Source organism: Actinoplanes sp. NPDC048796, from assembly GCF_040650035.1.
Lineage (GTDB): Bacteria > Actinomycetota > Actinomycetes > Mycobacteriales > Micromonosporaceae > Actinoplanes.
In genome coordinates, this window is the sequence record NZ_JBEZGO010000001.1 from 1,610,464 (window position 1) to 1,637,215 (window position 26,752).

At 71.4% G+C, this 26,752-nt stretch carries 24 protein-coding genes; 8 read left to right on the forward strand and 16 right to left on the reverse strand.

The window, feature by feature from the left end; translation table 11 throughout:
* Window positions 1-27: 27 nt before the first annotated feature.
* Window positions 28-1,296: a glycosyl hydrolase family 18 protein gene (locus AB0C26_RS07205; protein WP_360242836.1), complete on the reverse strand. Its 1,269-nt coding sequence runs from the start codon at window positions 1,294-1,296 to the stop codon at window positions 28-30.
* Between the two features lie 76 nt (window positions 1,297-1,372).
* Entirely contained in the window at window positions 1,373-2,746 is a 1,374-nt protein-coding gene (locus AB0C26_RS07210) for a carbohydrate-binding protein (RefSeq protein WP_360242839.1), read from the reverse strand.
* Between the two features lie 145 nt (window positions 2,747-2,891).
* On the opposite strand from AB0C26_RS07210, the gene AB0C26_RS07215 reads away from it, so the two are divergent.
* The 3 genes from AB0C26_RS07215 (at window position 2,892) to AB0C26_RS07225 (ending at window position 7,005) form a co-directional block, all read left to right on the forward strand.
* The gene (locus AB0C26_RS07215; RefSeq protein ID WP_360242842.1) at window positions 2,892-4,052 is read left to right on the forward strand and encodes a glutamate--cysteine ligase; all 1,161 of its coding nucleotides are present in this window, start codon (window positions 2,892-2,894) and stop codon (window positions 4,050-4,052) included.
* A 9-nt stretch (window positions 4,053-4,061) separates the two neighbouring features.
* A complete protein-coding gene (locus AB0C26_RS07220; RefSeq protein WP_360242845.1) occupies window positions 4,062-5,423 on the forward strand; it encodes an FAD-dependent oxidoreductase in 1,362 nt (453 codons plus the stop codon).
* Window positions 5,424-5,616: 193 nt separating this feature from the next.
* Window positions 5,617-7,005 carry a polysaccharide deacetylase family protein gene (locus tag AB0C26_RS07225; RefSeq protein WP_360242848.1) on the forward strand — a complete coding sequence of 463 codons (1,389 nt, stop codon included), beginning with the start codon at window positions 5,617-5,619 and terminating at the stop codon, window positions 7,003-7,005.
* Here AB0C26_RS07225 and AB0C26_RS07230 read toward each other — a convergent pair.
* The 3 genes from AB0C26_RS07230 to AB0C26_RS07240 all read right to left on the reverse strand — a co-directional run bounded on the left by AB0C26_RS07230 (window position 6,971) and on the right by AB0C26_RS07240 (window position 8,950).
* A complete protein-coding gene (locus tag AB0C26_RS07230) occupies window positions 6,971-7,795 on the reverse strand; it encodes a DNA-formamidopyrimidine glycosylase family protein (protein ID WP_360242851.1) in 825 nt (274 codons plus the stop codon). The genes AB0C26_RS07225 and AB0C26_RS07230 overlap by 35 nt on opposite strands.
* Window positions 7,677-8,012: a hypothetical protein gene (locus AB0C26_RS07235; protein WP_360242854.1), complete on the reverse strand. Its 336-nt coding sequence runs from the start codon at window positions 8,010-8,012 to the stop codon at window positions 7,677-7,679. The genes AB0C26_RS07230 and AB0C26_RS07235 overlap by 119 nt, the downstream gene beginning before the upstream one ends.
* Window positions 8,013-8,149: 137 nt before the next feature.
* Window positions 8,150-8,950 (reverse strand): NAD(P)H-binding protein, encoded by an 801-nt coding sequence (locus AB0C26_RS07240; protein ID WP_360242857.1) that lies wholly within the window; start codon window positions 8,948-8,950, stop codon window positions 8,150-8,152.
* A gap of 102 nt (window positions 8,951-9,052) precedes the next feature.
* Between AB0C26_RS07240 and AB0C26_RS07245 the strand changes: the two genes are divergently transcribed.
* The 4 genes from AB0C26_RS07245 to AB0C26_RS07260 are packed head-to-tail and all read left to right on the forward strand — an operon-like array spanning window position 9,053 to window position 13,312.
* Complete coding sequence (locus tag AB0C26_RS07245; RefSeq protein ID WP_360242860.1) at window positions 9,053-9,916, forward strand: helix-turn-helix transcriptional regulator; 864 nt, start codon at window positions 9,053-9,055, stop codon at window positions 9,914-9,916.
* Window positions 9,917-9,934: 18 nt separating this feature from the next.
* Window positions 9,935-11,326 carry a glycosyl hydrolase family 18 protein gene (locus tag AB0C26_RS07250; RefSeq protein WP_360242863.1) on the forward strand — a complete coding sequence of 464 codons (1,392 nt, stop codon included), beginning with the start codon at window positions 9,935-9,937 and terminating at the stop codon, window positions 11,324-11,326.
* A 25-nt stretch (window positions 11,327-11,351) separates the two neighbouring features.
* On the forward strand, window positions 11,352-12,245 hold the full coding sequence (locus tag AB0C26_RS07255) for a patatin-like phospholipase family protein (RefSeq protein ID WP_360242866.1): 894 nt from the start codon (window positions 11,352-11,354) through the stop codon (window positions 12,243-12,245).
* The gene (locus AB0C26_RS07260; protein WP_360242869.1) at window positions 12,245-13,312 is read left to right on the forward strand and encodes a 1-acyl-sn-glycerol-3-phosphate acyltransferase; all 1,068 of its coding nucleotides are present in this window, start codon (window positions 12,245-12,247) and stop codon (window positions 13,310-13,312) included. The genes AB0C26_RS07255 and AB0C26_RS07260 overlap by 1 nt, the downstream gene beginning before the upstream one ends.
* On the opposite strand, the gene AB0C26_RS07265 is transcribed toward AB0C26_RS07260, so the two are convergent.
* Together AB0C26_RS07265 and AB0C26_RS07270 are read right to left on the reverse strand one after the other, a co-directional pair.
* Window positions 13,298-14,074 (reverse strand): hypothetical protein, encoded by a 777-nt coding sequence (locus AB0C26_RS07265; RefSeq protein WP_360242872.1) that lies wholly within the window; start codon window positions 14,072-14,074, stop codon window positions 13,298-13,300. The two genes, AB0C26_RS07260 and AB0C26_RS07265, sit on opposite strands and share 15 nt — an antisense overlap.
* A gap of 88 nt (window positions 14,075-14,162) precedes the next feature.
* Window positions 14,163-14,936 (reverse strand): hypothetical protein, encoded by a 774-nt coding sequence (locus AB0C26_RS07270; RefSeq protein ID WP_360242875.1) that lies wholly within the window; start codon window positions 14,934-14,936, stop codon window positions 14,163-14,165.
* 149 nt (window positions 14,937-15,085) lie between these two features.
* Between AB0C26_RS07270 and AB0C26_RS07275 the strand changes: the two genes are divergently transcribed.
* Complete coding sequence (locus AB0C26_RS07275; RefSeq protein ID WP_360242878.1) at window positions 15,086-16,237, forward strand: FHA domain-containing protein; 1,152 nt, start codon at window positions 15,086-15,088, stop codon at window positions 16,235-16,237.
* Here AB0C26_RS07275 and rocD read toward each other — a convergent pair.
* The 9 genes from rocD to AB0C26_RS07320 form a co-directional block, all read right to left on the reverse strand.
* The gene (gene rocD / locus AB0C26_RS07280) at window positions 16,234-17,448 is read right to left on the reverse strand and encodes an ornithine--oxo-acid transaminase (protein WP_360242881.1); all 1,215 of its coding nucleotides are present in this window, start codon (window positions 17,446-17,448) and stop codon (window positions 16,234-16,236) included. The two genes, AB0C26_RS07275 and rocD, sit on opposite strands and share 4 nt — an antisense overlap.
* On the reverse strand, window positions 17,445-18,251 hold the full coding sequence (gene ddaH, locus AB0C26_RS07285) for a dimethylargininase (protein WP_360242884.1): 807 nt from the start codon (window positions 18,249-18,251) through the stop codon (window positions 17,445-17,447). The genes rocD and ddaH overlap by 4 nt, the downstream gene beginning before the upstream one ends.
* Window positions 18,252-18,517: 266 nt before the next feature.
* On the reverse strand, window positions 18,518-19,114 hold the full coding sequence (locus tag AB0C26_RS07290) for a hypothetical protein (RefSeq protein WP_360242887.1): 597 nt from the start codon (window positions 19,112-19,114) through the stop codon (window positions 18,518-18,520).
* Between the two features lie 108 nt (window positions 19,115-19,222).
* The gene (locus tag AB0C26_RS07295; protein ID WP_360242890.1) at window positions 19,223-19,834 is read right to left on the reverse strand and encodes an ATP-dependent Clp protease proteolytic subunit; all 612 of its coding nucleotides are present in this window, start codon (window positions 19,832-19,834) and stop codon (window positions 19,223-19,225) included.
* Window positions 19,835-20,418: 584 nt separating this feature from the next.
* Window positions 20,419-20,871 (reverse strand): lamin tail domain-containing protein, encoded by a 453-nt coding sequence (locus AB0C26_RS07300; protein WP_360242893.1) that lies wholly within the window; start codon window positions 20,869-20,871, stop codon window positions 20,419-20,421.
* A gap of 113 nt (window positions 20,872-20,984) precedes the next feature.
* Complete coding sequence (locus AB0C26_RS07305) at window positions 20,985-21,488, reverse strand: hypothetical protein (protein ID WP_360242896.1); 504 nt, start codon at window positions 21,486-21,488, stop codon at window positions 20,985-20,987.
* An 18-nt stretch (window positions 21,489-21,506) separates the two neighbouring features.
* Window positions 21,507-21,722, reverse strand: a complete 216-nt coding sequence (locus AB0C26_RS07310) for a hypothetical protein (RefSeq protein WP_360242899.1) — start codon at window positions 21,720-21,722, stop codon at window positions 21,507-21,509.
* Between the two features lie 25 nt (window positions 21,723-21,747).
* Window positions 21,748-24,912, reverse strand: a complete 3,165-nt coding sequence (locus AB0C26_RS07315; RefSeq protein WP_360242902.1) for a cyclic nucleotide-binding protein — start codon at window positions 24,910-24,912, stop codon at window positions 21,748-21,750.
* Window positions 24,913-25,121: 209 nt separating this feature from the next.
* Complete coding sequence (locus AB0C26_RS07320; protein ID WP_360242905.1) at window positions 25,122-26,747, reverse strand: trypsin-like peptidase domain-containing protein; 1,626 nt, start codon at window positions 26,745-26,747, stop codon at window positions 25,122-25,124.
* Window positions 26,748-26,752: the final 5 nt, after the last annotated feature.

Sequence of the window (26,752 nt, forward strand, 5' to 3'; positions counted from 1 at the left end):
GGATGCTCCTGTGGGGGTGGGGAGGCGTTACGGAAGGGTGGCGAGGTGGGGCTTGACGGTGTTGGCGAAGCCGTTGCCGTTGGTGACGTCCCAGTTGATCGACCAGGTCATCGCGCCGCGGATGCCCGGATACGTCGCAGGCGGCTTGAAGGTGCCGCAGTTGGTGCCGCGGGCCAGACAGTCGAGCGCGTTGTTGACCACCGACGGCGCGACGTAGCCGCCGCCGGCGGCCCGGGTGCTGGACGGCAGGCCGAGAGCGACCTGGTCCGGGCGCAGCCCGTTCTGGGTCTGGATGCAGGCGAGCGCGGTCAGGAAGTTCACCGTGCCCTGGCTGTACGCGGCGTTCTGGTCGCAGCCGAGCATCGAACCCGAGTTGTAGAACTGGGTGTGTACGACCGTGAGGATGTCCTTGATGGACAGCGCCAGGGCGAAGTACGACGAGCCGGTGCTCTGCATGTCGATGGTCTGCGGCGCCATCGTGATGATCAGGTTGCTGCCGGCCTTGGCCCGCAGGCTGCGCAGGGCCTGGGCCATGTAGGTGGCGTTGAGCCCGTTCTCGAGGTCGATGTCGACGCCGTCGAACCCGTACGCCGTCATCAGTGAGTGGACGGAGTTGGCGAAGTTGGTGGCCGCCGTCGCGTTGGCCACGCTGACCGTGCCCTTTTCGCCGCCGACCGAGATGATGACCTTCTTGCCGCGGGCGTGCAGGGTGGCGATGTCCGCCTTGAACTGGGCGTCGGTGTAGCCACCGACGGCCGAGGCCAGGCCGGGGTCGAGGGTGAAGGAGACCGCGCCCGGGGTGGCCGTGGCGTCGGCGAAGGCGACCGCGATCAGGTCGTAGTTCGAGGGAACGGCGGCCAGCTTGAGCGGGGCCGCGCCGTTGTCGAAGTTCTGCCAGTAGCCGGTCAGGAAGTGGGCCGGCAGGACGCCGTTGGCCGGGGGCGGCGTGGTCGGAGGCGGCGTAGTGGCAGGCGGGGTGGTCGGAGGCGGCGTGGTCGCAGGCGGGGTGGTCGCAGGCGGGGTCGTGGGTGGTGTCGTGCCACCGCAGACACCCTGGTCGGCCCAGACGTCCCACTGGCCGCTGTGGGTGGCGGGGGATTCGTTCTGCGTCCACCACTTGGCGCTGTAGTTGTGGCCGTTCTGCGAGGCCGTGTTGCCCCCGACGTAGACGGCGCTCGAGCTCCACGCCGGCGCGCAGGCCGCTGCGGCCGACGCGGAGCCCGAGAAGTAGGTGGCCGCTCCGCCCGCGGCCAGCGCGGCGACGGTGGCCAGGACGACCGATCGATAGCCCTTCATGTGTCAATCATTAAGGACTGTTAACAGTTCAGTCCAGAGGGCGCGGCCCTTAAATATCCTTAAATTTCTCGATGGGTCACTTGCGGAACTGGAGCCAGTTCAGGTTGACGAAGTCGGCCGGCTGGCCGCTGGTGAAGGTCACGTAGACGGTGTGGGTGCCGGTGACGCCGGAGACGTTGCCGGGGATCGACTGCCACGTCTGCCAGCCGCCCGTGGTGCCTAGCGCGAAGCTGCCGATGGGCGCGTTCGTCCGGCTGTCGAGGCGTACCTCCACCAGGCCGCTGACCCCGGAGCCGGCGCCGGAGGCGACGCGGGCCACGAAGTCGCGGACCCCGCCCGAGCCGAAGTTGACGTTGTCGAACTGGAGCCAGTCGCCGTTGGCGATGTAGCCGACGTCCTGGCCGCCCTCGGAGCATGCCTCGACCTGCACGCCCGACGCCGCGTTGTAGGACTCGGCCTCGATGCGGGAGAAGGCGTCCCGCGTGCCCGACGGCGGCGGGGTGGTGGGCGGAGTGGTGGGTGGCGTCGTGCCGCCCGAGGACTGGTAGACCGCGACGTAGTCGACGATCATCGGCACGCCGGACTGGGTCGAGGCGGTGGGACCGCCGCCGAACGCGGCCGGGAAGCCGCCGCCCATGGCCACGTTCAGGATCACGAAGAAGCCGTGCTGGGTCGCGTTGTTCCAGGTGGTCGCGTCGAGCTGGTTCTTGCTGAACGTGAAGTAGTTGTTGCCGTCGAGGTACCAGCGCAGCTGCTCGTCGGCGGTGGTCCGGTCGTACTCGATGGCGTACGTGTGGAAGCCCGTCTTGCATCCGGAGCACGCGCGCTCGCCGCTGGTGATGCCCGTCGTCTCGTTGCACGGGCCGCCCGGGTTGGTGCCGCAGTGCAGCGCCGCGAATACGGACTCCCGGCCGTTGATGTTCTCCATGATGTCCCACTCGCCGATGCCCGGCCAGTTGGTCGCGCCGACCGGCCGGGCCGCCCCGCCGAGCGCCCAGAACGCCGGCCAGTATCCCGCCGCGGCCGCCCCGCTGACGTTGGGCTGCTGCAACCGCGCCTCGATGCGGACCTTGCCGCCGGCCGGTGCCGCGAAGTCGGTGCGCTGCGTCTCGACCCGGCCCGAGGTCCACCGGCCGGCCGAGTCCCGCAGCGGCTTGATCACCAGGTTGCCGTTGCCGTCCTGGTAGACGTTGGCCGTCGAGTCGGTCATCGTCTCGACCTCGCCGGTGCCCCAGTTGGCGGCGCCGCCCGGATAGCCGGTGCCGGTCGCGTAGAGCCAGTTGGAGCGGTTGAGCCCGGTGCCCGCGGCGCCGGTGAAGTCGTCGCTGAACACGGTGGTCATGCCGGACGGCGCGGCCGGGACGGCCGCCTCGGCGGTGACCGCGAAGATCGCGGACGCGCTCACGGCGACTGCCGCCGCGGCGCCCGCTGCCACAACACGGAATCTCATGAGGGATGCGCCTTCCAGGGAGGAGGGGGTGTGAGAGCGCTCTCAGCGGATTTCACGCTTGTTACGAACGTAAAGTCAATATGGATTGCCATCGATTGCCCGTTGATACCGTTTCCGGGGCGGGAAGATCGGGTACTTCGCGGCCATGGACACGGGCGGTACCACGATCGATCCCGAACTGGCCGAGCAGGCCGAGGCCCACGACCTGCACACGCTCGGCGTCGAGGAGGAGTTCCTCCTGGTCGACGCGGTCGAGCCGCGGGCCGTCGAGGCGGTCGAAGAGGTCTTCGACCAGCTGCCGGCCGACATCCGCCCCTCGGTGCAGCACGAGTACATGCGCAGCCAGATCGAGGTGGCGAGCCCGCCGCAGCTCGAGCTGAGTGCCCTCTCGGACGCCCTGGTCCGCCTGCGGGCCGGCGTCGCGGCCGCCGCCGACCGGGCCGGAGCCCGGCTGCTGGCCATGGGCACCGGACCGGCGACCGGGCCGCACATCCGCGTCGTCGACAACCCGCGGTACCACCGCATGCAGGAGCGCTTCGGCGACCTCTCCCCCGGCGCCGGCATGTGCGGCACCCACGTGCACGTCAGCATCCCCGACGACGAGACCGGCGTGCAGGTCCTCAACCACCTGCGCCCGTGGCTGCCGATCTTCCAGGCCGCGACGGTGAACTCGCCGCTGTTCAAGGGGCGCGACACCACGTACGCGAGCTGGCGCTACATGATGTGGGAGCGCTGGCCCACCGTCGGCCCGGCGCCGTACCTGGAGTCGTACGAGCACTACCTGACCCTCATCTCCGACCTCGAGGCGAGCGGTGCCATGCTCGACGAGGGGATGCTCTACTGGTACGCCCGGCTCGCCGCGAACTACCCGACCGTCGAGCTGCGGATGGGCGACGTGATGCCCTCGGCCGACGACGCGGTGCTGCTCGCCGCGCTGGCCCGGGCCCTGGTCGCCACGCTGGTCAACGAGGTCCGCGACGGCAAGCCGGCCCCCGTCGTGCCGGACACGCTGCTGGTGGCGGCGCACTGGCGGGCCGCCCACGACGGGCTCGAGGGCGTCAACATCGACATGGCCACCCGTGAGCCCCGGCCCGCGTGGCGGCTCATGCGGCAGCTGTTCGACTATGTACGCCCGGAACTCGAACGCCACGGTGACCTCGAGCGCACGACCGTCCTTCTCGGACAGCTGCGCAACCACGGCACCGGCGCCGCCCGGCAGCGCGCGATCCTGGCCCAGAAGGGCTCGGTCGCCGATGTGGTGGATCAGATAGCCAAGGCGACCCGGGGCGACCGCGGAGGTCAGTAGTCTGAGCTGATGAAACTCGTCGTGATCGGCGGGGACGCGGCCGGCATGTCGGCCGCGTCGCAGGCCCGCAAGCGCCTGGGAACGGACGACCTCGAGATCGTGGTCTTCGAGCGTGGGCGCTTCACGTCGTACTCGGCCTGCGGCATTCCGTACTGGATCGGCGGCGCCGTCGACGAGCGGGACGCGCTGATCGCCCGTACGCCCGAGGAACATCGCAAGAACGGCATCGACGTCCGCCTCCAGCACGACGTGGTCGGCATCGACCTCGACCGCCGGCAGGTGGTGGCCCATTCCTCGGCCGGCGAGGTGCGGGAGAGCTTCGACCATCTGGTGTACGCGGCGGGCGCGTCCCCGGTCGTGCCCGAGTGGGCCCGCGTGCGGGAGGCCGGCGTCTTCGGCGTGCAGACGCTGGAGGACGGCGACGCCATCCACGCCTGGCTCTCCGAGGTCGAGAAGCCGCGCCGCGCGGTGGTGATCGGCGGCGGTTACATCGGCGTCGAGATGGCCGAGGCCATGATCCAGCGTGGCCTCGACGTGACGCTGCTCGAAAAATCGCCGCAGCCGATGGCCAAGACGGCCGACCCCGAGATCGGCCAGATGGTCCAGGACGCGATCCGCGGCCTCGGGATCGACATCGTGACGAACGCCCACGTCGAGGGCCTCGAGACGGCCGGCGGCCGGGTCACCGCGGTGGTCACGCCCGAGGGCTCGCTGCCGGCCGACATCGTGGTCATGGGCTTGGGCGTACGGCCGAACACCGCCATCGCCCGCAGCGCGGGCCTTCCCGTGGGCGCGACCGGCGGCCTGCGCACCGATCTGCGCATGCGCGTCGAGGGCCACGAGGACATCTGGGCCGCCGGTGACTGCGTCGAGACCCGCCACCTGATCACCGGGCGCCCGGTCCACGTACCCCTGGGCACCCACGCCAACAAGCAGGGCCGGGTCGCCGGCATCAACATCGGCGGCGGTTACGCGACCTTCCCGGGCGTGATCGGCACGGCGGTGACCAAGGTCTGCGATCTCGAGGTGGCCCGCACCGGCCTGACGTCACACGAGGCCGATCAGGCCGGGTACGAGTTCGTCACGGCCACCGTGGAATCGACGAGCCGGGCCGGCTACTACCCGGGCGCCTCGGCGATGACGGTCAAGCTGATCGCCGAGCGCCGCACCGGGCTTCTGCTGGGCGCTCAGATCGTCGGCCGGGCCGAGGCGGCCAAGCGGATCGACGCGCTGGCGCTCGCGGTGTGGAACCGGATGACCGTCGAGGAGATGACCGCCCTCGATCTCAGCTACGCGCCGCCCTTCGCGCCGGTGTGGGACCCGGTGTTGATCGCCGCCCGAAAGGCGACGGACGCGGTGCACGCGGGCTGATTCGTCGCATTCGTCGACACCGAGCGCTACCAGGCGATATCGCGCTCCGTAGCATGACAACCACCGATCTGGTCTCGCGCTCGATCTTGCGGCACGGTAGGCATGCAGGATGTCGCCGCAATCTCCCCGTTATCCGACCCCGGCCGGACAGACGACGCGCGGGCGGCATCATCGACCGGAGTCGCTGGCGGACGTGACGTCCGAGCACCCGATCATCGAACCCTCCGCCGCCTCCGGCCTTCCCGCCGGCGCCACGCCTTCCGATGCCGGCGCCACGCCTTCCGATGTCGACGCCGCGCGTTCGGGCTCGCCCGTCGCCGTCATCGACCGGCCCGAGACGCGCTATCGCCGCGGCAAGCCCGTCGTGAGCTTCGTCGGCGACGAACCGTCCTCGCTGCCCCGTCAGCGCGGCGCGACCCGCGCCCAGCGGCCCACCCGGGCCGGCCGGCACGCCGTGGCCAAGCCGCCCACCGGGCGCCCGCCGGCCATGGGCAGCCACCGCGCCCCCGGCACCCTGCCGATCGAGTCGTGGCTGCTGATGGGCAAGTCCCGCCAGCAGGTGCTGCTCGCCTCGCTGGTCGCCATCGGCATCCTGCTGCTGGCCATGCCGGCCGAGCAGCGCCGGGAAAGCGTGAACGCGGTGAACGCCGCCGCCCAGGCCGTCGTCGGCGTGCAGCCGAAACCGTCGAAGGCCGCCCCCGTCAAGGACGACGAGGAGCCCGCCCGCTCCAAGCCGGCCGCCGGCAAGGACGAGAAGCCCTCGGCCGAGTCCGGCTCCGGCAAGGACACGGCGGCGCCCCAGCCGACGGCGACCGTGCCCACAGTGGCCCCGAGCGCCACGCCGACCGCGCAGCAGACCGGTGAGAGCACGGCCAAGGTTCCGCCGGCCGGCCCCGGCGCCTCGCTGCGCACCACCGGCACCGAGGCGGTCGCGCTGACCTTCGACGACGGCCCCGACCCGGTACAGACACCCAAGATCTTGAATCTGCTCGCCCAGAACGACGTCAAGGCGGTCTTCTGCCTGGTCGGGTCGCAGGTCAAGAAGCACCCGGAGATCGTCCGGCAGATCGTCGACGCCGGGCACACGCTCTGCAACCACACCTGGGACCACAGCCTGAAGATCGGCAAGGACAAGCCGGAGAAGATCAAGGCCGATCTGGAACGGACGAACGCGGCCATCCGCGCCGCCGTCCCGGGCGCCGAGATCCCATTCTTCCGGGCGCCCGGCGGCAACTTCACCGACCGGCTGGTCGCGGTCGCCGGCGGCTCGGGCATGACCTCGATCTACTGGGAGGTCGACCCGCGCGACTGGGACCACCCCGAGGGCGAGACCGACGCCCAGCACATCGACCGGATCATCGCCGAGGTGCGCAAGAGCGTGAAGCCCGGCGCGATCGTCCTGTCGCACGACTTCGGCCAGCCCGACACGATCGCCGCGTACGAGAAACTGCTGCCCTGGTTCAAGGCCAACTTCACGCTGGGCCTGCCGCAGATCCCGGGACCACCACCCTCGGCCCTGCCGGCGGAGACCCCGGCCCCGCCGGCGGTCACCCCTTCGGCGACCCCGCCGGCTGGCACGTAGGACACCAGTAGAGATTGCGCCCGGCCAGCGGGCCGCGCGCGATCGCGGTGCCGCACACCAGGCACGCCTGACCGGGACGGCGGTAGACATACACCTCGCCGCCGTGCCGGTCGACGCGTGGTGCACGCCGCATCGCCTCCGGCGTGTGCTCGGTGTGCACGGTGTCGATGCGGCCCCGGGCGACGCCCTCCTTCATGAGCGCGCGCAGGTCGGTCCAGAGCTCGTCCCAGAGCTCCGCGCCGATCAGCCGCCCCGGGACGGTAGGCGCCAGCCCGGCCCGGAAAAGCACCTCGTTGGCGTAGATCAGCCCACAGCCGGCCACGATCGACTGGTCGAGCAGCAGAGCGAACAGCGGCTTGGTGCTGACTCGAACCCGCGCGTACGCCGCCAGCGGATCGGCGTCGTCCCGCAGCGGATCGGCACCGAGCCGGTCCCGCAGATGCCGCACCCGCAACGGATCGAACACCTCGCAGGCGGTCGGCCCGCGCAGCTCGAGCCAGTGCCCCGCACCGGCGACCCGCATCCGCACCTGCCCCACCGGCTCCGGAACAGGCAGATCGCCATCGGCGAACTTCCCGTAGAGCCCAAGGTGCACATGCACGCTCAGGTCTCCCTCGTAGTGATGGAACAGATGCTTCCCGTACGCCTCGGTGTCGGTGAGCCGCCGCCCGTCAACCTCCCGGGCCGCGCCCGAAAACCGCCCTTGAGGGCTGTCGACCCGCAGAACCTGCCCCGCGAAGAGCTCCCGATGCCGAGCCGCAAGCCGATGAATGGTGTGTCCCTCTGGCACGGCCGCAACGGTACCCACCCAGCCCGTTTCCACGCCATCTGAGCCGGTGAGCGGCTTGTGTGACTTCGCTCGGCCCCGACCTGCCCGAAGAAGGCGGCCGCCTGTACAGCCAGTCCCGCAGCCGTTCGTGGCAGGTTTTCCACGGGCCACAGCGTTCCGGCAGATCCCGCCACGGCGCTCCGGTCAACCAGAACTGATCAACTGATCGGCAGGACACGGCGTAGCGCGATCGACATCTTCTCCGCGGACATCCTCAGCCGGGCGACTACGGCACGAGGATGGACGCGGAACCGTCGAGCGTGAGGCAGCCTGGCAGCGCGTTGAAAGCTGACCGGCCGAGGTGGGTGCCCGGATCTACTTGAAGGCCGCCCGGTTGTCGGTGACCCAGGCCGCGAAAGGGCGTGGGGGACGGCCGGTCAGGGTTTCCACGTCGGTGGAGGGGTGGACCACGGCGGCGGCCGGGCCCATGGTTTCCAGGATCGACGCCGGCAGGCCGGCCTCGGCTTCGGTGATCTCCTGGACGACGTACGACCTGGTCAAGAGGGTGTTGATGGTGTTGATCTGGTCGCGGACGGACAGGCGGGCGGGGCCGGTGATGAGGTAGGGGCCGGGCTTCGGGTCGTCGGCCAGCAGTTGGGCTACGGCTGCGGCGGCGATGTCGGACGGGTCCACGATGGGCAGTGGGACGTCGGGGTTCGGGGCGCGGACCACGCCGTCGTCGCCCACCCACAGCAGGATGTTGTAGTCGAAGCCGGCCGCCCGCAGGAACGTGGACGGCACGCCGGCCTCGGTCAGGGCCCGTTCCCCGGCCTGGTGGCGGGCGGTGACGAAGTTGGCCGGGCCGGAGGGCAGCTCGGTGACGGCGGTGAACGACGACAACAGCACGACGTGGCCGACGCCGCTCGTGGCGGCCTCGGTGGCGAAGACGGCGCCGTTGTCGTCGGCCATGGTGAGGTACGCGCGGTCGACGCCGGCCAGCGCGCGGCGGACGGCCTCGGCGTCGGTCAGGTCGCCCTGGATGAGGGTGATGTCGGCGGGCAGGTCGGCCTTGGCCGGGTCGCGGACCAGGGCGACCACCTGGTGGCCACGACCGGAGAGCTGACGGGCGACGTGGCCGCCGACGGTACCGGTCACGCCGGTGACGAGAATCTTCATGGGGCAACCATCGGACGCCGTACGGCTGCTCGGGAGAGACCTGCCGAGACTGGTATCGCCGGTCCCTGTCTGACCGGCCCGGCCACGCGCCATGCTGCACATATGGATTCCAAGGAGCTCGCCGGCTTCCTGCGCCGTCGCCGGGAACTGCTGCAGCCGGCCGAGGTCGGCCTGCCCGCGGGCGCCCGGCGGCGTACCCCCGGCCTGCGCCGGCACGAGGTGGCCCAGCTGGCCGGGATGTCGCCCGACTACTACATCCGGCTCGAGCAGGCCCGCGGTCCGCAGCCCTCGCCGCAGATGCTGGCCGCCCTGGCCCGCGCGCTGCGCCTGACCGTCGACGAGCGCAACCACCTGTTCCATCTGGCCGGGCACGCGGCGCCACCCTCGTACGGCATCGACGAGCACGTCAGCCCGGGCCTGCTCCGGCTGCTGGACGCCCTCACCGAGCTCCCGGCGATGGTCATCTCCGACCTGGGCGTGATCCTCGTGCAGAACCCGATGGGCGTGGCGTTGCTCGGCGAGCAGACCGGATTCACCGGGCTCGCCCGCAGCTTCGCCTACCGCTGGTTCACCGAGCCCTCGACCCGTGAGCTCTACCCGCCGGAGGACCGGGACCGGCAGGGTGAGATCCAGGTGGCCGACCTGCGCGCCGCCGTCGCCATGCGGCCCGGCGACCCGTTCGCCCGCCGCCTGGTCGGCGCTCTGCGCGCGGAGAGCCCGGAGTTCGCCGCCCTGTGGGACCGGCACGACGTGGCCGTGCGCCGCAGCGATCGCAAACGCGTCGTCCACCCGACCGTCGGCGTGATCGACATCGACTGCGAGGTGCTGGCCACCGCCCGCCAGGACCAGCATCTGCTCGTCTTCACCCCACGCCCCGGCACCGACGCGGCCGGCCAGCTGGCCCTGCTCAAGGTCGTGGGCCGCCAGAACCTCACCGTGCCGCCGGGTATTTACAAACAAAGTTAACAGTATTCATACTGAGCCATGCGCCGATCGATGATCTTCGTCATGGCCGCCGCGGTTGCGGCCTCGGGTGGCACCCTCTATCTGGGGTCGTCGGCCGGGGTGGCCAGCGCGGCCGCCGCGTGCGCGCCCGCATGGAGCGCCACCGCCGTCTATGTGAAGGACAATGTCGCTTCGCAGAACGGCCACAACTACACCGCCAAGTGGTGGACGCAGAACGAGGCGCCGGCCACGCACAGCGCGCAGTGGGACGTCTGGGCCGACAACGGCGTCTGCGGGGGTACCACCACCCCGACGACACCGCCGGCGACGACGACACCGCCGACCACTCCACCGGCCACTCCACCGGCGACGACGACGCCGCCCACCACTCAGCCGCCCACCACGGGAATTCCCAAGCGGGCGCTCATCGGCTATCTGCACGCCAGTTTCGCCAACGGCTCCGGATATCTGCGCATGGCCGACGTCCCCAGCAACTGGGACATCATCAACCTCGCCTTCGGTGAGCCCACCAGCGCCACCTCCGGCGACATCCGCTTCACGCTCTGCCCGGCCACCGAATGCCCCGGGGTGGAATCGGAGGCTGACTTCATCGCCGCCATCCGGAACAAGCGGGCGGCCGGCAAGAAGGTGCTTCTCTCCATCGGCGGCGCCAACGGCCAGGTGCAGCTCACCACGACCGCGGCCCGGGACAAGTTCGTCAGTTCGGTCAGCGCGATCATCGACCGGTACGGACTGGACGGCGTCGATGTCGACTTCGAGGGGCATTCGCTCTCGCTGAACACCGGCGACACCGATTTCAAGAACCCGACCACGCCGGTCATCGTCAACCTGATCTCGGCCCTGAAAAGCCTGAAGGCCCGGTACGGCGCCAACTTCGTCCTCACCATGGCGCCCGAGACCTTCTTCGTTCAGCTCGGATACCAGTACTACGGGTCGGGACCGTGGGGCGGGCAGGATCCGCGCGCGGGCTCCTATCTGCCGGTCATTTACGCCCTGCGCAACGACCTGACGGTCCTGCACGTCCAGGACTACAACTCGGGCTCCATCATGGGCCTGGACAACCAGTACCACTCGATGGGCGGCGCCGATTTCCACATCGCCATGACCGACATGCTGCTGGCCGGTTTCCCGGTGGCCGGAAACGCCGCCAACGCCTTCCCGGCCCTGCGCGAGGATCAGGTGGGATTCGGCGCCCCGGCCTCGGTCAACGCCGGTAACGGATATGTCGCCCCGGCCGCCGTCCAGCAGGCCGTCGGCTGCCTCGTCAAGGGCACGAACTGCGGTTCCTACACCCCGCGCAGCGGCACCAATCCGAACCTGCGCGGCCTGATGACCTGGTCGATCAACTGGGACAAGTTCGCCGGCTGGGAGTTCCAGAACCAGAACGGGGCCTACTTCAAGAATCAGTAGAAGACGCGCGTGCCACCATGAACGCATGGTCGACGGTCCGGTGGCGTTCGTGCTCGGTGGCGGAGGAGTGCTCGGAGCGGTCGAGGTGGGCATGCTCCGGGCACTCTTCCGGGCCGGTTTCCGGCCCGACGTGGTGGTCGGCACCTCGATCGGCGCGGTGAACGGCGCCCTGGTCGCCTCCGATCCGAGCGAGGCCGTCACCGACCGGCTGGTCCGGCTCTGGACGTCGCCCGAGGCGGCCACCGTCTACGGCGACTCGATCGGCCGGCAGCTGCGCCGGTTCGCCGCCCGGACCCACCTGCACTCGCCCATGCCGCTGCGCCGGCTGCTGGAGAGCGAGCTCGGCGAGGTTGCCTCGTTCGCCGACCTCAAGGTGCCGTTCCGCTGCTGCGCGGCCAGCATCGAGCGCGCGGCCGAGCACTGGTTCGACAGCGGGCCGCTCGTCGACGCCGTACTCGCCTCCTCGGCCGTTCCGGGTCTGCTGCCCCCGATGGAGATCGCGGGCGAGCACTACGTGGACGGTGGGATCGTCAACTCGATCCCGATCAGCGAGGCGGTGCGGGTCGGCGCGAAGCTGATCTTCGTGCTTCAGGTGGGGCGGGTCGAGCGCCCGCTCGCCGTGCCGCGACGTCCGTGGGAGGTGGCGCAGGTGGCCTTCGAGATCGCCCGCCGGCACCGGTTCGCCCGCGATCTTGCCTTCCTGCCCGACGATGTACGGGTGCACGTCTTACCGAGCGGCGGCGGCGAGGGCCGGGACGACAGCCCGTGGGCCTACCGCGACATGGCCGCCGTCGGCCGCCGCATCAGCCGGGCGTACACGGCTTCCCGGCGCTACCTGGTGGCCAACGTCCCTCCGACCGCCCCACCCGCCGCCCTTGAACGGTCTGAAGGCCACCGGCCCGGGCCGGGTGACCGCTGATGCCGCTGCCCCCGGTGTGGATCCGCCGCCTAGTCATCGCCCCCGCCGTCATCCTGCTCGCCCTCGCGCTGGTCTCGACCCTGCCGCTGTGGCTGTTCCTCGGCCTGGTCGCGTCGCCGCTGGTCCCCGGGCATCTGCGGGTGCCCCGTCTGGTCCTGCTCGGCATCCTGTACCTCTGCTGGGACGCGGCCGCCCTGGTCGTGCTGGCGGTGCTCTGGGTGTGGTCCGGGTTCGGCCGTCACCTCCGTACGCCCGAATTTCAGCTCCGTCATTATCAAGTGACCGGGGCCTTCCTGCGGGTGCTGTTCTGGATCGCCCGCTGGGCGCTGCATCTGACCGTCGATGTGGTCGGCACCGACCCCGATACGGCCGTTCCCGGCCGCCCCGAGGTCGTGGTGAGCCGGCACGCCGGCCCCGGCGACTCGTTCATCCTGATCCACGCGCTGGTCGACTGGTTCGACCGCGAGCCGCGGATCGTGCTCAAGGCCACGCTGCAGTGGGACCCGGCGATCGACGTGCTGCTCAACCGCCTGCCCAACCGCTTCATCTCGCCCGGCCGCACCGGCACGGACACGCTGGAGCAGCAGATCAGCGAGCTCGCGACCGGCCTCGACGAGAACGACGCCTTCGTGATCTTCCCGGAGGGCGGCAACTTCACCCCGCGCCGCCGCACCGGCGCGATCGCCCGGCTGCGGGCCCGCGGCCTGGCCGAGGCGGCCGACCGGGCCGAGCATCTGCGGCACGTGCTGCCGCCGAAGCCGGGCGGCTTGTTCGCGGCGATCGACGCCGCGCCGGACGCCGGGGTGGTCTTCGTGGCCCACACCGGCCTCGACCGGATGGTGACCGTGGCCGACGTCTGGCGGGAGTTGCCCATGGACAAGCGGCTGGTCATGCGGTTCTGGAGCGTCGAGCCCGAGGAGGTGCCGACGGGCGAGCAGGAGCGCGTCGCCTGGCTCTACGACTGGTGGGAGAAGATCGACGCCTGGATCGACGAGAACCGCCCCGCGTTCCGCCCGTTGAGCACGGACTGGACCGCGAGGCGGAGCGCCGCGTCAGCTTCCGAGTGACTGGTACAGGCTGTCCGGCGCCTCGGTGATCTCCGAGGCCGCGGGGCGGGCGGCGGTCACCGGCACGCCGTAATCGGTGTAGAGCACCTCGAGCGGCTGCGCGTTCGGGATCTGGATGGTCAGCACCGACAGCCGGCCCTGCTCGTCCAGCCCGGCCGTGAAGGGCACGTTCTGGGCCTGGGTGTTGTCGACGGTCACCTGGGAGACGCCGGCCAGGCCGGCCGCCTTGGTCAGGTCGAGCGTGCCGGCGTAGCTGTTGCCGCCGGTCGCGTGCACGTCGGTGGCCGAGCCGAGCAGGTTCGACGTGTTCACCGGGTCGATCTCACCCGGCCGCAGGCCGACGTTGGCGCCCTCGGGCAGCCGCGCGACGTCGACGTGGGTCCAGGTGCCGGCCTTGGTGAAGCCGGGCACCTGAAGGTAGAGGTCCTTCTCGATCAGCAGGGTCTTGAGGTTCAGGTCGGCGTTGGTGCCGCTGGCCTTGAGCTCGGCCGTGCCGACGCCCTTGGCCGGGTCGATCGCGCCGGCGAGCTTGAACCCCGTACCCGAGGTGGCGGTGATCTTGAAGCTCGTCGTGCCGAGCTGTGACGTCGCCTTGGTCAGCGCCTCGACGGCGGCCGGGTCGGCCGCGCCCACACTGGCTGACGCGCCCGCACTGGCCGGCGCGCTGGTCGCGTCGGCGGTGGGTGTCGTTCCGCCGTTCGAGCAGCCGGCGAGGACCAGCGCTGTCGCGAGACCCACCCCAGCGAACCGTGCTGTCCGCATGTCCGTCCCTCCTGCCGGCCGGCCTCCGGGTGACGCCGGCAACACCGGCATCAATGCCCGAAGACCGTTCCGGACAAACAGGACCAGGTCAGGCGCCCATGGCCTTGCGGAACTTCGCCGGCATCTCGACGACCTCGCCCGCGGCGGGCTTCGCGATGTTCACCGGCTCGCCCCAGTTGGAGTAGGTGGCGGTCATCTGCCCGGCGCCGGGCGCGATCGACTCGAGCGCCACCGACAGCTCCGTGAGCCGGCCCTCGGCGTCGGTCTCGGCCGTGAACGGCACGGCCGTGGCCTTGTTGCCGAGCGCCTTGAGCATGGCCTGGTTGGCCGTGCCGGCCTTGGTCATGTCGAGCGTGCCCTTGAACGCGTGGTCGCCCGTCTTCGTCACGTCGGACGCCGTGGTGATCAGCTTGGCGGTGTTGGCCGGGTCGGTGTTCTTGATGCTGATCGGGCTGCTGTCGGGCACCTGCGACACGTCGATGTGCATCCACTTGCCGGAGGTGGCGCCGATCGCGTCGCCGACCTGGCCCTCCGTCTTGACGTACAGGTCCTTGCCGATCTGCCGGGTCACCATGCTGCCGGCCGAGGAGAGGTCGGTGGACATCTCGGACGACCGGGTCTTGGCGTCGATCGCACCGGTGCCGCCGACGCCGGCCGCCGAGGCGAGCTTGAACTTCACCGGCGTATCACTGAATTTGGCGTACGCCTGCGTGAGCTCCTCGGAAGCCGAGGCGGGCGCCGTGGTCTCGGGCGCCTTCGTCGCCGGCGCGGCGTCGTCCTTCTTCGCCGTGTCGCCGCAACCGCCGGCCACCAGGGCGGCGGCGAGCGCCAGGCCCGCGATGGCGGATCGTCGAATACTCATGGTGGAGCTCCCCGTCGATGTGTCGATGGCAACGTGGTCGATGCCCGGGTGGACGGCTGACACGGTAGCTCAGGGGGTGTGACGCCCGCCTCCGGACCGCACGCGGCATGATTGCCGTGGCAGAAACCGCTCACCCCTCGGGAGGACCCGTGAGATTCGAGATCAGCAAGGTCCTCGACGCCATCGAGGCCCGGCTCACCACCGACCCCGCTCTCGCGCGCGCGGTGGTCGATATGTCGGAGATCGTCCGCTACGCGGACCTCGACGGCGGGCGGCCGGCCAGCTCGGTGCGGCTGGGCCTGGTCCTCGACGCGCTCGGACTGCGCTTCGCCGAGGAGAACGTCCCGGTTTACGTGGTGGTGCCCCGCGGTCTGCTATCCGACACCGATCTGACCTCGAACGAGCGAATGGTCATCCGCCGGTGGGCGGACGACGGCAAGGTCGAGGTGGTCCCGCAACTCGACGGCCGCGTCTTCGAGGCGGCCGACCTGCTCGGCGTGCCGGTGCTCACCCGCGGCCGGGCCGACCGTGAGCGCGAGCGTTACCCCTGGGTCGACGATCCGGGCCGCCTGCTGGCCGCCGTCGCCGGCGAGGGCGGCACCACGGTGCTGGTCCCCCGGGTCGGCCGCAACGAGCCGCCGCGGCCGCCGGAGCGCTCCCCGATGGGCGACCGGCTGCTGGCCCGCGTGTGGAGCTGCCCCGAGCCCAACTGCGCGAGCTACGGCTCCGGGGGCGACGCCGACAGCTTCTTCGCCGACATGCGCACCTTCACCAGCCCGGTCTCGCAGCCGCCGCCGGCCCTGCGCGGCGGGGTGCCGACCTGCCCGCGGCACGGCGCCCGGCTCAAGGACGCCGGTCAGCGGGCGGCGGTCGAGGTGCTTTCGGTACGCATCGACGGTGTCATCCGGCGCCGGTTCGTGGTCTCGACCGACGAGCCGGTGGTCGTGGGCCGCGCCCCCGAGGGCAACGGGATCATGCTGGGCCAGTGGCTCACCGACGACGCCCGCAAGTGGATCAGCCGCGGCCACGTGAAGTTCACGCTGCGCCCCGACGGCACGCTGACCGTGCAGGACGTGAGCACCAACGGCAGCGGCGTGCGCCCCGGCGGCTCGGCCGACGACGACGCCCGGCTCACCCTGCGCCGCGGCGAGACCCGCACGCTCGGCCCCGAGGACGTGGTGGAGCTCTACGCCAACGTCAACGTGGGCCGGGCGAGCATGTGGGCCACCGGCGGCGTCGCCCAGCCCCAGTCGGTGATGGGCGAGGCGCCGACGATGGCCCTGCGCAAGTTCGAGCGTTAGAGCGACAGGATCGCGGCCAGCTGGTCCACCGCGTGGTCGATCTCGGCCTCGGTGACGACCAGCGGCGGCGCCAGCCGGATGGTCGAGCCGTGCGTGTCCTTGGCCAGGACACCGCGCTCGGCCAGCAGCTCGCAGGCGCGGCGGCCGGTCATCAGCGCCGGGTCGATGTCGACACCGGCCCACAGGCCCCTTCCCCGTACGGCGATGAGGCCGCGCCCGATCAGCTCGCCCAGCCGGGCGTGCAACCGGTCGCCCAGCTCGGCCGAGCGCTTCTGGAACTCGCCGGTGGCCAGAAGGCGGACCACCTCGTGGCCGACCGCGCAGGCCAGCGGGTTGCCGCCGAAGGTCGAGCCGTGCTCGCCCGGCTTCAGCACGCCCAGCACGTCCCGGTCGGCGGCCACGGCCGAGACGGGCACGATGCCGCCGCCGAGGGCCTTGCCCAGCACGTACATGTCGGGGACGACGCCCTCGTGCTCGATGGCGAAGGTGCGGCCGGTACGGCCCAGCCCCGACTGGATCTCGTCGGCGATCATCAGCACGTTCTGCGCGGTACACAGCTCGCGCACACCGGCGAAGTAACCGGCCGGCGGCACGAGCACGCCGGCCTCGCCCTGGATCGGCTCCAGGAGCACGGCCACCGTGTTCGGCGTGACGGCGGCGGCCAGCGCCTCCAGATCGCCGTACGGCACCACGACGAAACCCGGGGTGTACGGCCCGAAGTCGGCCCGCGCGTCCGGGTCGGTCGAGAAGCTGACGATCGTGGTCGTACGCCCGTGGAAGTTGTCGGCGGCGACGATGATCTCGGCGCGCTCGTTCTCCACGCCCTTGACCTGGTAGCCCCACTTGCGGGCGACCTTGATCGCGGTCTCGACGGCCTCGGCGCCGGTGTTCATCGGCAGCACGAGCTCCTTGCCGCACAGCTCGGCCAGCGACCGGCAGAACGCGGCGAACTGGTCGTGCACGAACGCCCGGCTGGTCAGCGTGACCCGGTCGAGCTGGGCGTGCGCGGCGGCGATCAGCTCCGGGTGGCGGTGCCCGAAGTTCAGCGCCGAGTACCCGGCCAGGAAGTCGAGGTAGCGGCGGCCGTCGACGTCGGTGACCCAGGCGCCCTCGCCCTCGGTCACCACGACGGGCAGCGGGTGGTAGTTGTGCGCGGTGTACCGCTCGGCCTCGGCGAGCTCACCGGGGGTGCGCTGGTCAACGGTGGTCACGCTCGTACCTCCAAGGTGCAGCACTTGGGTCCGCCGCCGGCCTTGCGCAGCTCGGAGACGTCGACCCCGACGGTCTGGTAGCCGGCGGCGCGCAGCGCCCCGGCGAGATGGGTGGCCTGTTCCGGCAGAACCACGGTACGGCCGTCGCTGACCGCGTTGAGGCCGAGAACGGCCGCGTCCTCCGCGTTCGCGATCACCGCGTGCGGGTAGAGCTGGCGCAGGACGGCCTGCGAGCCCGGCGAGAAGGCCGACGGCAGGTACGCGATGTTGGTCTCGTCGAGCACGCAGAGAGCCGTGTCGAGGTGGTAGTACGCCGGGTCGACCAGCTGGAGCGTGATCACCGGGCGCTGGAGGGCCTCCTGCGTCTCGGCGTGCGAGGCGTGCGAGGTCCGGAAGCCGGTGCCGGCCAGCAGCACGTCGCCGGCGAGCAGGATGTCGCCTTCGCCCTCGTTCGTGTGCTTCGGCTCGATCACGGTGAAGCCCCGCTCGCGGAACCAGGACGCGTACGCCGGGGCCTCGTCGGCCCGCTCGGCGTCGCGGAACTGCACGGCCAGCACCCGGCCGTCGACCACGGTGGCGCCGTTGGCCGAGAACACCATGTCGGGCAGGCCCGGCAGCGGGTCGATCAGCTCGACGGTGTGCCCCAGGTCGAGGTAGGTCTGCCGGAGGTTCTCCCACTGGCGGACGGCGAGCGCGTTGTCGTAGGGCGCCGTGGGATCCATCCACGGATTGATCCGGTACGTGACGGCGAAGTGGGTGGGCCGGCACATCAGGTAGCGGCGCGGCGAGGCCGTGGTGTTCATGGCAGAAACGCTAGAGCCGCCGGCCCGCACGAGGCCCTGGTTCAACCATGCGCCTGGCTTTCGATCATTGCGTGCTCAGGCGCGGGAACGGAGATTCGTTGCGTGAGCCCGGAAACACCTCGCGGACGGCCTGAACCAGGCCGCCCGCGGAGGGTGAATGGGTGCCGGCGAACCGCCGGGTTTTTCGGGGCGGGAAGGGTGGTGACCAGTCCCGGTTCCGAGGGGTGCACCCGACTTCGTCGTCGGCTGCAACAGTTACTTACCCGTCAGAAACGGTCGACAAACCGCGCGTCCAGCCAATCCCGAAAATTGTTCACGGGCTGGGTGTCGGTGCCCAGCCAGTTCAGTGAACCGGTCAGGGCCAGGATGCCGAGCACGATGGCGCCGAGCGAGAAGACCATGCCGAGCAGGGCGTCCGACTTGCCGGCGACGTGCCGCTTGCCGGTGGCGTGGATGCCGCTCAGCGAAAGGATCAAGGCCAGGCCGGCGACGCCGATGCCGTAGCCGAGCAGCGGGCCCGACAGCACCAGGAACACCGACGCCACACCGAGGACCAGGCCCAGCGTGGCCAGCAGGCTGGCCCGCGGCTTCGGCCCGGCCGGAACGACGGGTGTGGGCTCGACTTTCTTCTGCTCGAGCGTGGGGGGCTCGTCGCGGTCGACGCGGCGCGGGGGCGTCTTGTCGACGACGGCGCTGCCGGTGGGGCGGCCCACCGAGGGCGGGGGCGGCGGGGGATCGAGCTTGCGCTCCGCCTTCGTGACATCCGGGTCCTGCCGGGGCCGTACGGGGGAGGTGGCGGCCGGCTGGGTGGGCGTCTCCGTGGTATCGGTCTCGGTCTGGCGGGAGAACGTCGGGATCCTCACGTCAGCACCTCCTTGAGCGATTCGGGGGATGCCAGTCCTGTACCCCGAACGCTCAGGAAACACACAACGGGCGCGCGGCCGATGGCCACGCGCCCGCGTCTGTGCAGGTCAGGAGATCGGAGCGCCGCTCGGGTTCACCTGGTTGGCCTTGCTGATCACGTGGTCGATCAGGCCGTACTCCTTGGCCTGGTCGGCCGTGAACCAGCGGTCACGGTCGGAGTCGCGCTCGATCTCCTCCGGGGTGTGCCCGGTGTGGAAGGCGATCCGCTCGTTCATCGTCTGCTTGATGTGCAGCATGCTCTCGGCCTGGATGGCGATGTCGGCCGCGGTGCCGCCGATGCCACCAGAGAGCTGGTGCATCATGATCCGCGCGTGCGGCAGCGCGTACCGCTTGCCGGGCGTGCCCGCGCAGAGCAGGAACTGGCCCATCGAGGCGGCCATGCCCATCGCGATCGTCGCCACGTCGTTCTTGATGTACTGCATCGTGTCGTACACCGCCATGCCGGCGCTGATCGAGCCGCCCGGCGAGTTGATGTAGAGCGCGATGTCCCGCTCACTGTCGGCGGAGGCGAGCAGCAGCAACTGGGCGCAGATGCGGTTGGTCACCTCGTCATTGACCTCGCTGCCGAGGAAGATGATCCGCTCGCGCAGGAGCCGCTCGAACACCTGGTCGTCGAAGGATGCGCCGCCGGCCCGCATAATCAACTCGTCAACACTCATGACAACACCCTCTCGCATCCGTCTGGGGGCCCGTCACTCGACCGGCCGTTCGACGCCTTAAAGCTTTACGCAGGAGCGCCCGGTCTCCCAGCGATTCCCCTCATGGCGAATCCGCTCTGGGCATAACCGGTCGCTTCCGCGACGGGTGGTGTCCCGGGCCCGGCCCGGCACCCATCGACGGCATGACCATTCTGCTTCCCAGCGCGGCCCACCCCAACCGCCGCCGCGCCGTCACGCTCATCACGTCCGCCGTCGCCGCCGCCCTGCCCCTGACCGCCGGCGCCGCCCGCCCACCGAACCCAGCTCCCGCGCCCGCGGCTCCCAGGGCTCCGGCGCCCCCGAACCCGTACGCCTCGCGCTGGCTCGGCTTCAGCCCATGGATCTTCTGCTCTGCTCCCGGGTCCAGAGCCGTTGTCGGACTCTTCGATGCCGGAGAGGACTACATCGATCCTGACCAGCTGGGGCGCGTAGCAAGAAGGCCGTCAGCACGCAGCGACGGCAATTTCGGCCTTTCGGACCCGGCGCCGGCTTCGCGGTCCGCGCCGAGCCCCCGCGCCGGTGCGGGCGCGGGGGTGGCGGTGGGGTCAGCAGTTGGTGGCTACGCCCTTGCCGAACTTGCAGGTGTTGATGGTCTTGCCGGCCGCGTTGCGCAGGGTCGCGGTGTCGCCGGTGTTGTTCCAGATGTAGTTGCCCGAACCCCAGTAGCGGTCGATGGCGGACGGCTTGCCGGCGGTTCCCTTGCCGGTGTGCACGACCACCGACTTGCCGGGGGCCAGGGCGTAGGCGCCGAACTTGTACACGTGGTTCGCCGCGTCGCGGACCGTGAAGTTCTTCAGCTGGATCGTCTTCTTGGTGCTGTTCGTCAGCCGGAACCATTCGGCGTTCAGGCTTGCGTTGCTGCGGGTGTCCTTGCCCGGCGAGTCGTAGTAGATCCGGCTGAAGTACACCGGCGCCTCGGCCGCCTGGGCCGGCGTGGCCACCGCAAAGCCCAACATGGACGCCGCGGCCGCCGCCGCCACGAAGAACCTCTTCTTCACCCTGTAAGCCTTCCCTCGTGAAAGTGAACTGAGCCCGCTGATGCTGCCCTGTCCAACGAGGTCCGGCTCATCAAGGCAGTTCCGCTGAACGGCCGGAACCGTCCGGCCGTACGTCAGCTGCCCTCGGTCCAGACGGCGCGGTCGAGGAACCCGTCGCCGTCGTCGTCGTACATCCGTTTCTCGAAGTCGCCGTCATGGTCCTTGTCGTAGCCGGCGAAGTCGACGCGGTTGTCGAGGTCGAGGTCGACGCCGATGAAGTCGGTGCGGCCGTCGTCGTTCAGGTCGACCAGGATGTCGACGCCGCCGTCGGCCCGGCCCCGGAAGGTGGCCTCGTCGAGGGTGCCGTCGCCGTCCGCGTCGACCTGGTTGTCGTAGTCGTCGACCTGCTCGTCCCGTACGGCCGCAGCCGTCTCCCGCACTACCTCGCCGATCTCGTCCGGCAGGTGCGGGGGCGCGTCGCCGAGGCCCGTGACGGCGGGCAGGCCGTCGAGGTCGGGGTTGTCGCCCAGGCCGGTGACCGGAGCGGACAGGTCCTGCCCGTTCTGGGTCGCGACCATGCCGGCCACCGTGCCGAACTCGGACCACGGGCCCAGGTCGTCGCCGCCGAACTTAGCCATTCCTGCACCATAGGGCCATCAGTCCAGCTCCGGCATCGCCACCGCGTGGGGACGGGGACGGCAGGAGCCGCACTGCACCGCGTCGTCGACGACCAGCGCCTCGGCCCGGCGCCGGCTCTCGGAGCGGTTCACCTGAAGGATGTAGGGCCCGAACCGGGCGTGGTCCGCGCACACGCCCCGGCCGCAGAAGCGGCAGGTGGCGCGGGCGGGCTCGGCACAGAACCAGCAGAGCATCAAGCCTCCTGTGTGCACTCCGGGCTCAGCCGCCGGCTCCGCCCTCCCCGGTGCTCTGGGTCGTCTCGGGCACGTCCGGTGTGGTCGGCGGCGTCGTCGCGGGCGTCGTCGGTGGGGTGGTGGGCGGCGTCGTCTTCGGAGTCGTCGGCGGCGTGGCCGGCGGCCGGGGCGTCGTGGGACGGACGGTCGGCGACGTCGTGGTGGGCGGCGCGGTCGTCGCGGGCCGGGTGGTGGTGGACGTCGGGTCCGTCGGGTCGGTGGGGGCCTCGGGCTCGGTGGTCTCGACGGGATCATCGGTCTGTGACGGTGTGACTACAGTAGCGCTCGGCGAGGCGGGAACGCTCGCCTCGGTGGAGGGATCGGACGGGGCCGGCTCCTCCGACTCCTCCGATTCCGACGGCGCCGGGGCGCTCTCCTCCGGCGGCGCTACCGGTGCGCCGTCCTGGCAGGCGAGCTGCGCGCCGGTCGCGGGCGCGGCCGTGCCACCGGCGGCGACCTTGCCCGACGAGACGGTGACGGCCGCCGGTTCGACCGAGAACCAGGCGGCGCCGGTGTTGGTGACCCGGCCCTCGCTGCGGTCGACGGTGAGGGCGAGCGGCTGGAAGGCCCCGCTCGTGCTGCCGGTACCGGCCAGCAGTCGGCCACTCTGGAGCGAGAGCATGGCCACCGGCGCGCGGTGTCGGCCGCTCTGGACGTGCAGGCCGCCGATGCCTACCTTGCTGCCGCCGCAGACGCGGGTGGACGCCCCGCCCGGAAAGACGAGGTCGGCCGACGATCCGGCCGGCACGTCGATGGTCTCACCCAGGTCGATGTGGCGCGAGGCGCCGGCGGCCAGGGTGGCCTGCTCGCCGTCGAACGTGGCCGTCACCGGGCCGGCGCCGATGGTCAGCAGCAGCTGGTCGGACGGCATCTCGGCCCACGCCGGGCCGGCCTTGAAGTTGAGGCCGGCGAAGAAGAGGGCCCCGGTCAGTACGACCACGGCGGCCCACCGCAACCCGCGCTCGAAGCGCAGGTCGGCCGCGGGGTCGGCCTGCTCCTGGGGTGGGCCGGGCGGCACGGCCAGGGGCGGGTAGGCGTCCCGGGCGCCGGAGCTCAGGAAGCCCTTCACGGCGACCACCGGCATCTCGGATCCGGGCCGGTGGGTGGCGCCGACCAGGGGCGGCAGGTCGGAGGCGTCCGGCAGCACCCACAGCCGCACCGGCGTGCGGGACTGGGCCACCATGCCGGGGCTGCCCTCGCCGACCGGGCCGACCAGCGTGCCGCGGCGCAGCTCGAGGCCGTCGGGCAGGGCGATGACGCCGGACTCGACGACCACCGCGTGGGTGGGACCGGGCAGGATGACCGGCGCGCCCGGGTCGAGGTCGACCGGGTGGGCCGAGGCGATCAGGGCGAGCCGCTGGTCGAGATCGAGGCCGGCCAGCGCCGGGGTGTCGGCGAACAGCGCCTCGGCCTCGGCCCGGTCCTGCGGCGGCGGGCCGGGCAGCGGCCCGACCACAGTGGCCACGGTCGCGGTGGGGATGGAGAGCAGCGTCGTGCCGGCGGTGTGCCAGTCGAGCTGGGTCGATCGCCCGGTCAACGCGTTGACCAGGCCGACGACCGCTCCGGGGCCGACGTGGTGGCGGATCGTGCCGGGCGGGTCGCCGGGCATGCGGGCCTCCAGGGCGCCCTCGACTACCACCAGGACGGCCTGCTGCGAGCCGCCGGAGAGCACGACCTGGCGCCCTTTCGGCGGGTGCAGCCAGCGGGCGCGGGCGGCCAGGCCCTGCAGCGCCGGCTCGGGCAGGCCGCCGAGCTCGGAGGCGCGCAGCGCGGCCAGCCGGCGCGGGCTGTCGGCCTCGCGATCGTTCTCGGCGCGGCGCAGCCGGGAACCGGCCAGCCACCGGACGACCTTGCCGATCACGAGGAAGACGACCGGTCCGGCCACGCCGAACATGATCAGCAGGAGCAGCAGGGCGCCGAACGGCCCGGAGTGCCACAGGCCGGTGGCGGCCCCGGAGACCCGGTCGATCCAGAGCCGGTACGCCAGCACGAGCGCGAGCGCGGTCCAGGCCACCGCGAGATAGCCGTAGAGCGCGATCAACCGCCCCTCGCGATCGAGGGTCTTCCAGCCCGGCGACCGCCGGCGCAGGCGGCCGCTCAGCCAGGCCAGCGCCCGGTCCCGCAGCTGCGGAATCTCGGTCCAGTCGGTCAGAAACTGCTGGCCGTCGCGCCGCAGCAGCGGGCTGAGCTGGAAGAACAGGCTCAGATAGCAGAGGAAGGCCAGCTTGAAGGCGAGGCCGGCCAGCGGCGGCACGGCCAGACCGGCGAGCTGGGCCACGCCGGCCAGCAGCAGCGTGCCGGCCGGGCCGGCGGCGGCGACGAGCAGGCGGGCCCGGCGCCCGGCCATCCAGACGTCGCTGGTCTCGACGAAGACCGAGGGCATTCCGTACGAGACGAGCAGGCCGGCCGCCGGCACCTCACGTCCCGTGGCCTTGACCGCGAGGGCCCGGCCGATCTCCCGGACGCCGACCACGATCAGGTTGAGCAGCACGAGCACGACCGCGCCGAGCAGGTACGAGTCGCCGGACAGGAACAGCGACCGGCTGCCCCGGACCCAGGTGACGGCGAACAGGGCCGGGCCGATCACCGCGAGCGCGCCGGTCGCGATGGCGGCGCCCCGGCCGAACAGGAAGCGGCCGCCGGCCCGGTAGAGGGTGAGGAACAGGCCGTCGGCGTCGAAGGCGAGCCGGCGGGGCCCGGGCGCGGCGGGCGACGGCAACGGCCGGCGCCCGATCTCCTCGAGCGGGCGGAAGGCGTCCATCGGCAGCTCGTCGAGCATGCGGTGGGCGGCCAGGTCGGCCACGACCCGGCGGACCTGGTCGGGGGCGAGCCGCCCGGCGATCCGCGCGAACTCGGCGACCAGCCGGGTGACCGTGTTCTCGCCGTCCATGAGCAGGGCGAGCTGCCACTCCTCGTCGGTCAGCCGCAGGTATCCGGCCCGGCTGCCGTCGTCGGGCGAGCGCAGCAGCAGGTAGGCGCCGCCGCGGGCGTCGGCCAGCTGCACGGCCTCGACGCCGGCGCGCAGCACCGGCCGGGCCCGGGACGGGTTGAGGCGGTCGACGACGGCGCCCCAGAGTCCCGGATCGCCGGACTCACCCGGGGCGCGCCCGGCCACGGCCTCCCAGACATTTGTCTCGACGTGCGATGTCACGGAAGGGCGCGCCTTTCACTGCCTCGGTGTCGCCCATGGGCGATGGCGAATGGCAGATTAGGCCGTCCGGACGGCCTAAAGCGAGACCCACGTGCCGATTTGTGGCGTTTTCCCCGTAATCGGAGAATGACACCGGACAAACGTACGGCGGGCGGTGCGGCAACCCCCTTGCCGCACCGCCCGCCGTCGCGGGAGGGAACTGCTGGTCTTTACTTGGACTCGGCCAGCGTGACGGTGACCGTCTTCTTGGCGCCGTCCCGGGTGTATTCCAGGGTCATCTGCTGACCGACAGCGCCGCCCTGAACCGCGGCCACCAGGTCGTCGGAGTCGCCGATGCTCTTGCCGTCGGCCGAGGTGATGACGTCGCCCTGCTGGAGGCCGGCCTTGGCGGCCGCACTGCCCGCGGTGACCTGGCTGACCAGGGCGCCGCCGTTCTCCCCGTCGGCCACGCTCACGCCGAGCGCCGGGTGGCTGACCTTCTTGCCGGCCATCAGGTCCTCGGCGACCTGCTTGGCCTTGTCGCTCGGGATGGCGAAGCCGAGGCCGATGTTGCCGCTGCCGCTGCCCTGGGTGGCGATCGCCGAGTTGATGCCGATGACCTCGCCGAGGGTGTTGACCAGGGCACCACCCGAGTTACCGGGGTTGATCGGCGCGTCGGTCTGCAGCAGGCCGGACATCGTGGTGCTGGAGCCCGACTGCGGCTGGCTCTGGCCGCCGAACGGGTTCTGCTGCTGCGGCTGCTCTTCCTCGCTGCTGGACTGGATGGTGCGGTCCTTGGCGCTGATGATGCCGGCGGTGACCGAACCCTCCAGGCCGAGCGGGCTGCCGATCGCGAGCACGGTGTCGCCGACCTGCATCTTGGCGCTGCTGCCGAAGGTGGCGGGCTTGAGGTCGGACAGGCCGACCTTGACCACGGCCAGGTCGGTGCGCGGGTCGGTGCCGACGATCGAGGCCGACGACTTCTTGCCGTCGGCGAAGATCACGGTCACCGAGTCACCCTGGGCGGTGGCGACCACGTGGTTGTTCGTGACGACGTAGCCGTCCTTGGTCAGTACGACGCCGGAGCCCTCACCGGTCTCGGTCTTGATCGACACGACGCTGTCCTGCACGGCCGAGGCGATGGTGGCCAGCGACGAACGATCGACCACCTCCTTCTTGGTGACCGACGAGTTGCCGGTCTGCACCGTGGGCGACGAGTTGTCGTCGTCGAAGGCCAAGGCGGTCGCGGCGCCGACGCCGCCGGCGCCGAGCGCGATCAGCACGGCCGCGGCGCCGGCGATCAGGATCTTGCGGCCCCGGGTGTTGCGCGGCCGCTGCTGCTGGTCGACGGGGGCGGCCCAGGCCGGCTGCCCGTCGGAGGCCCAGGTCTGGCCCTCGCTCCAGGCCTGGCCCTCGGCGGTGCCGATCTGGGGCTGCGTCTGGGTGGTGCCGCCGGGGGCCCAGGCGCCCGGCGTGCCGGCGTAGGCCGACTGCTGCGCGTAGGGCGACTGGGGCTGCTGCGGCGGGCCGTAAGGCTGGTAGCCGGGGTGTTGGTAGCCGGCGTGTTGCTGCCACGGGGACGGCTGCTGCCACTGGGGAGCGCCGGACTGGGGAACGCCGGGCTGGGGAGCGCCCGACTGAGGAACGCCGGACTGGGGAACGCCCGACTGAGGAACGCCGGATTGGGGAACGCCGGACTGAGGGGCGGCGGCCGGCGGACCCCACTGCGGGGTCTGCGGCGCGGCCGGGGGAACGACGGGCTGCGCGGCCGTCGGCTCCTCAGACTGTCCCCGCTCCGGGCTGCTGCTCTCAGAGGAGGCGTCCGCGGGTCGCGGGTCGGTCTCGTTCTCGTTCATGCCCA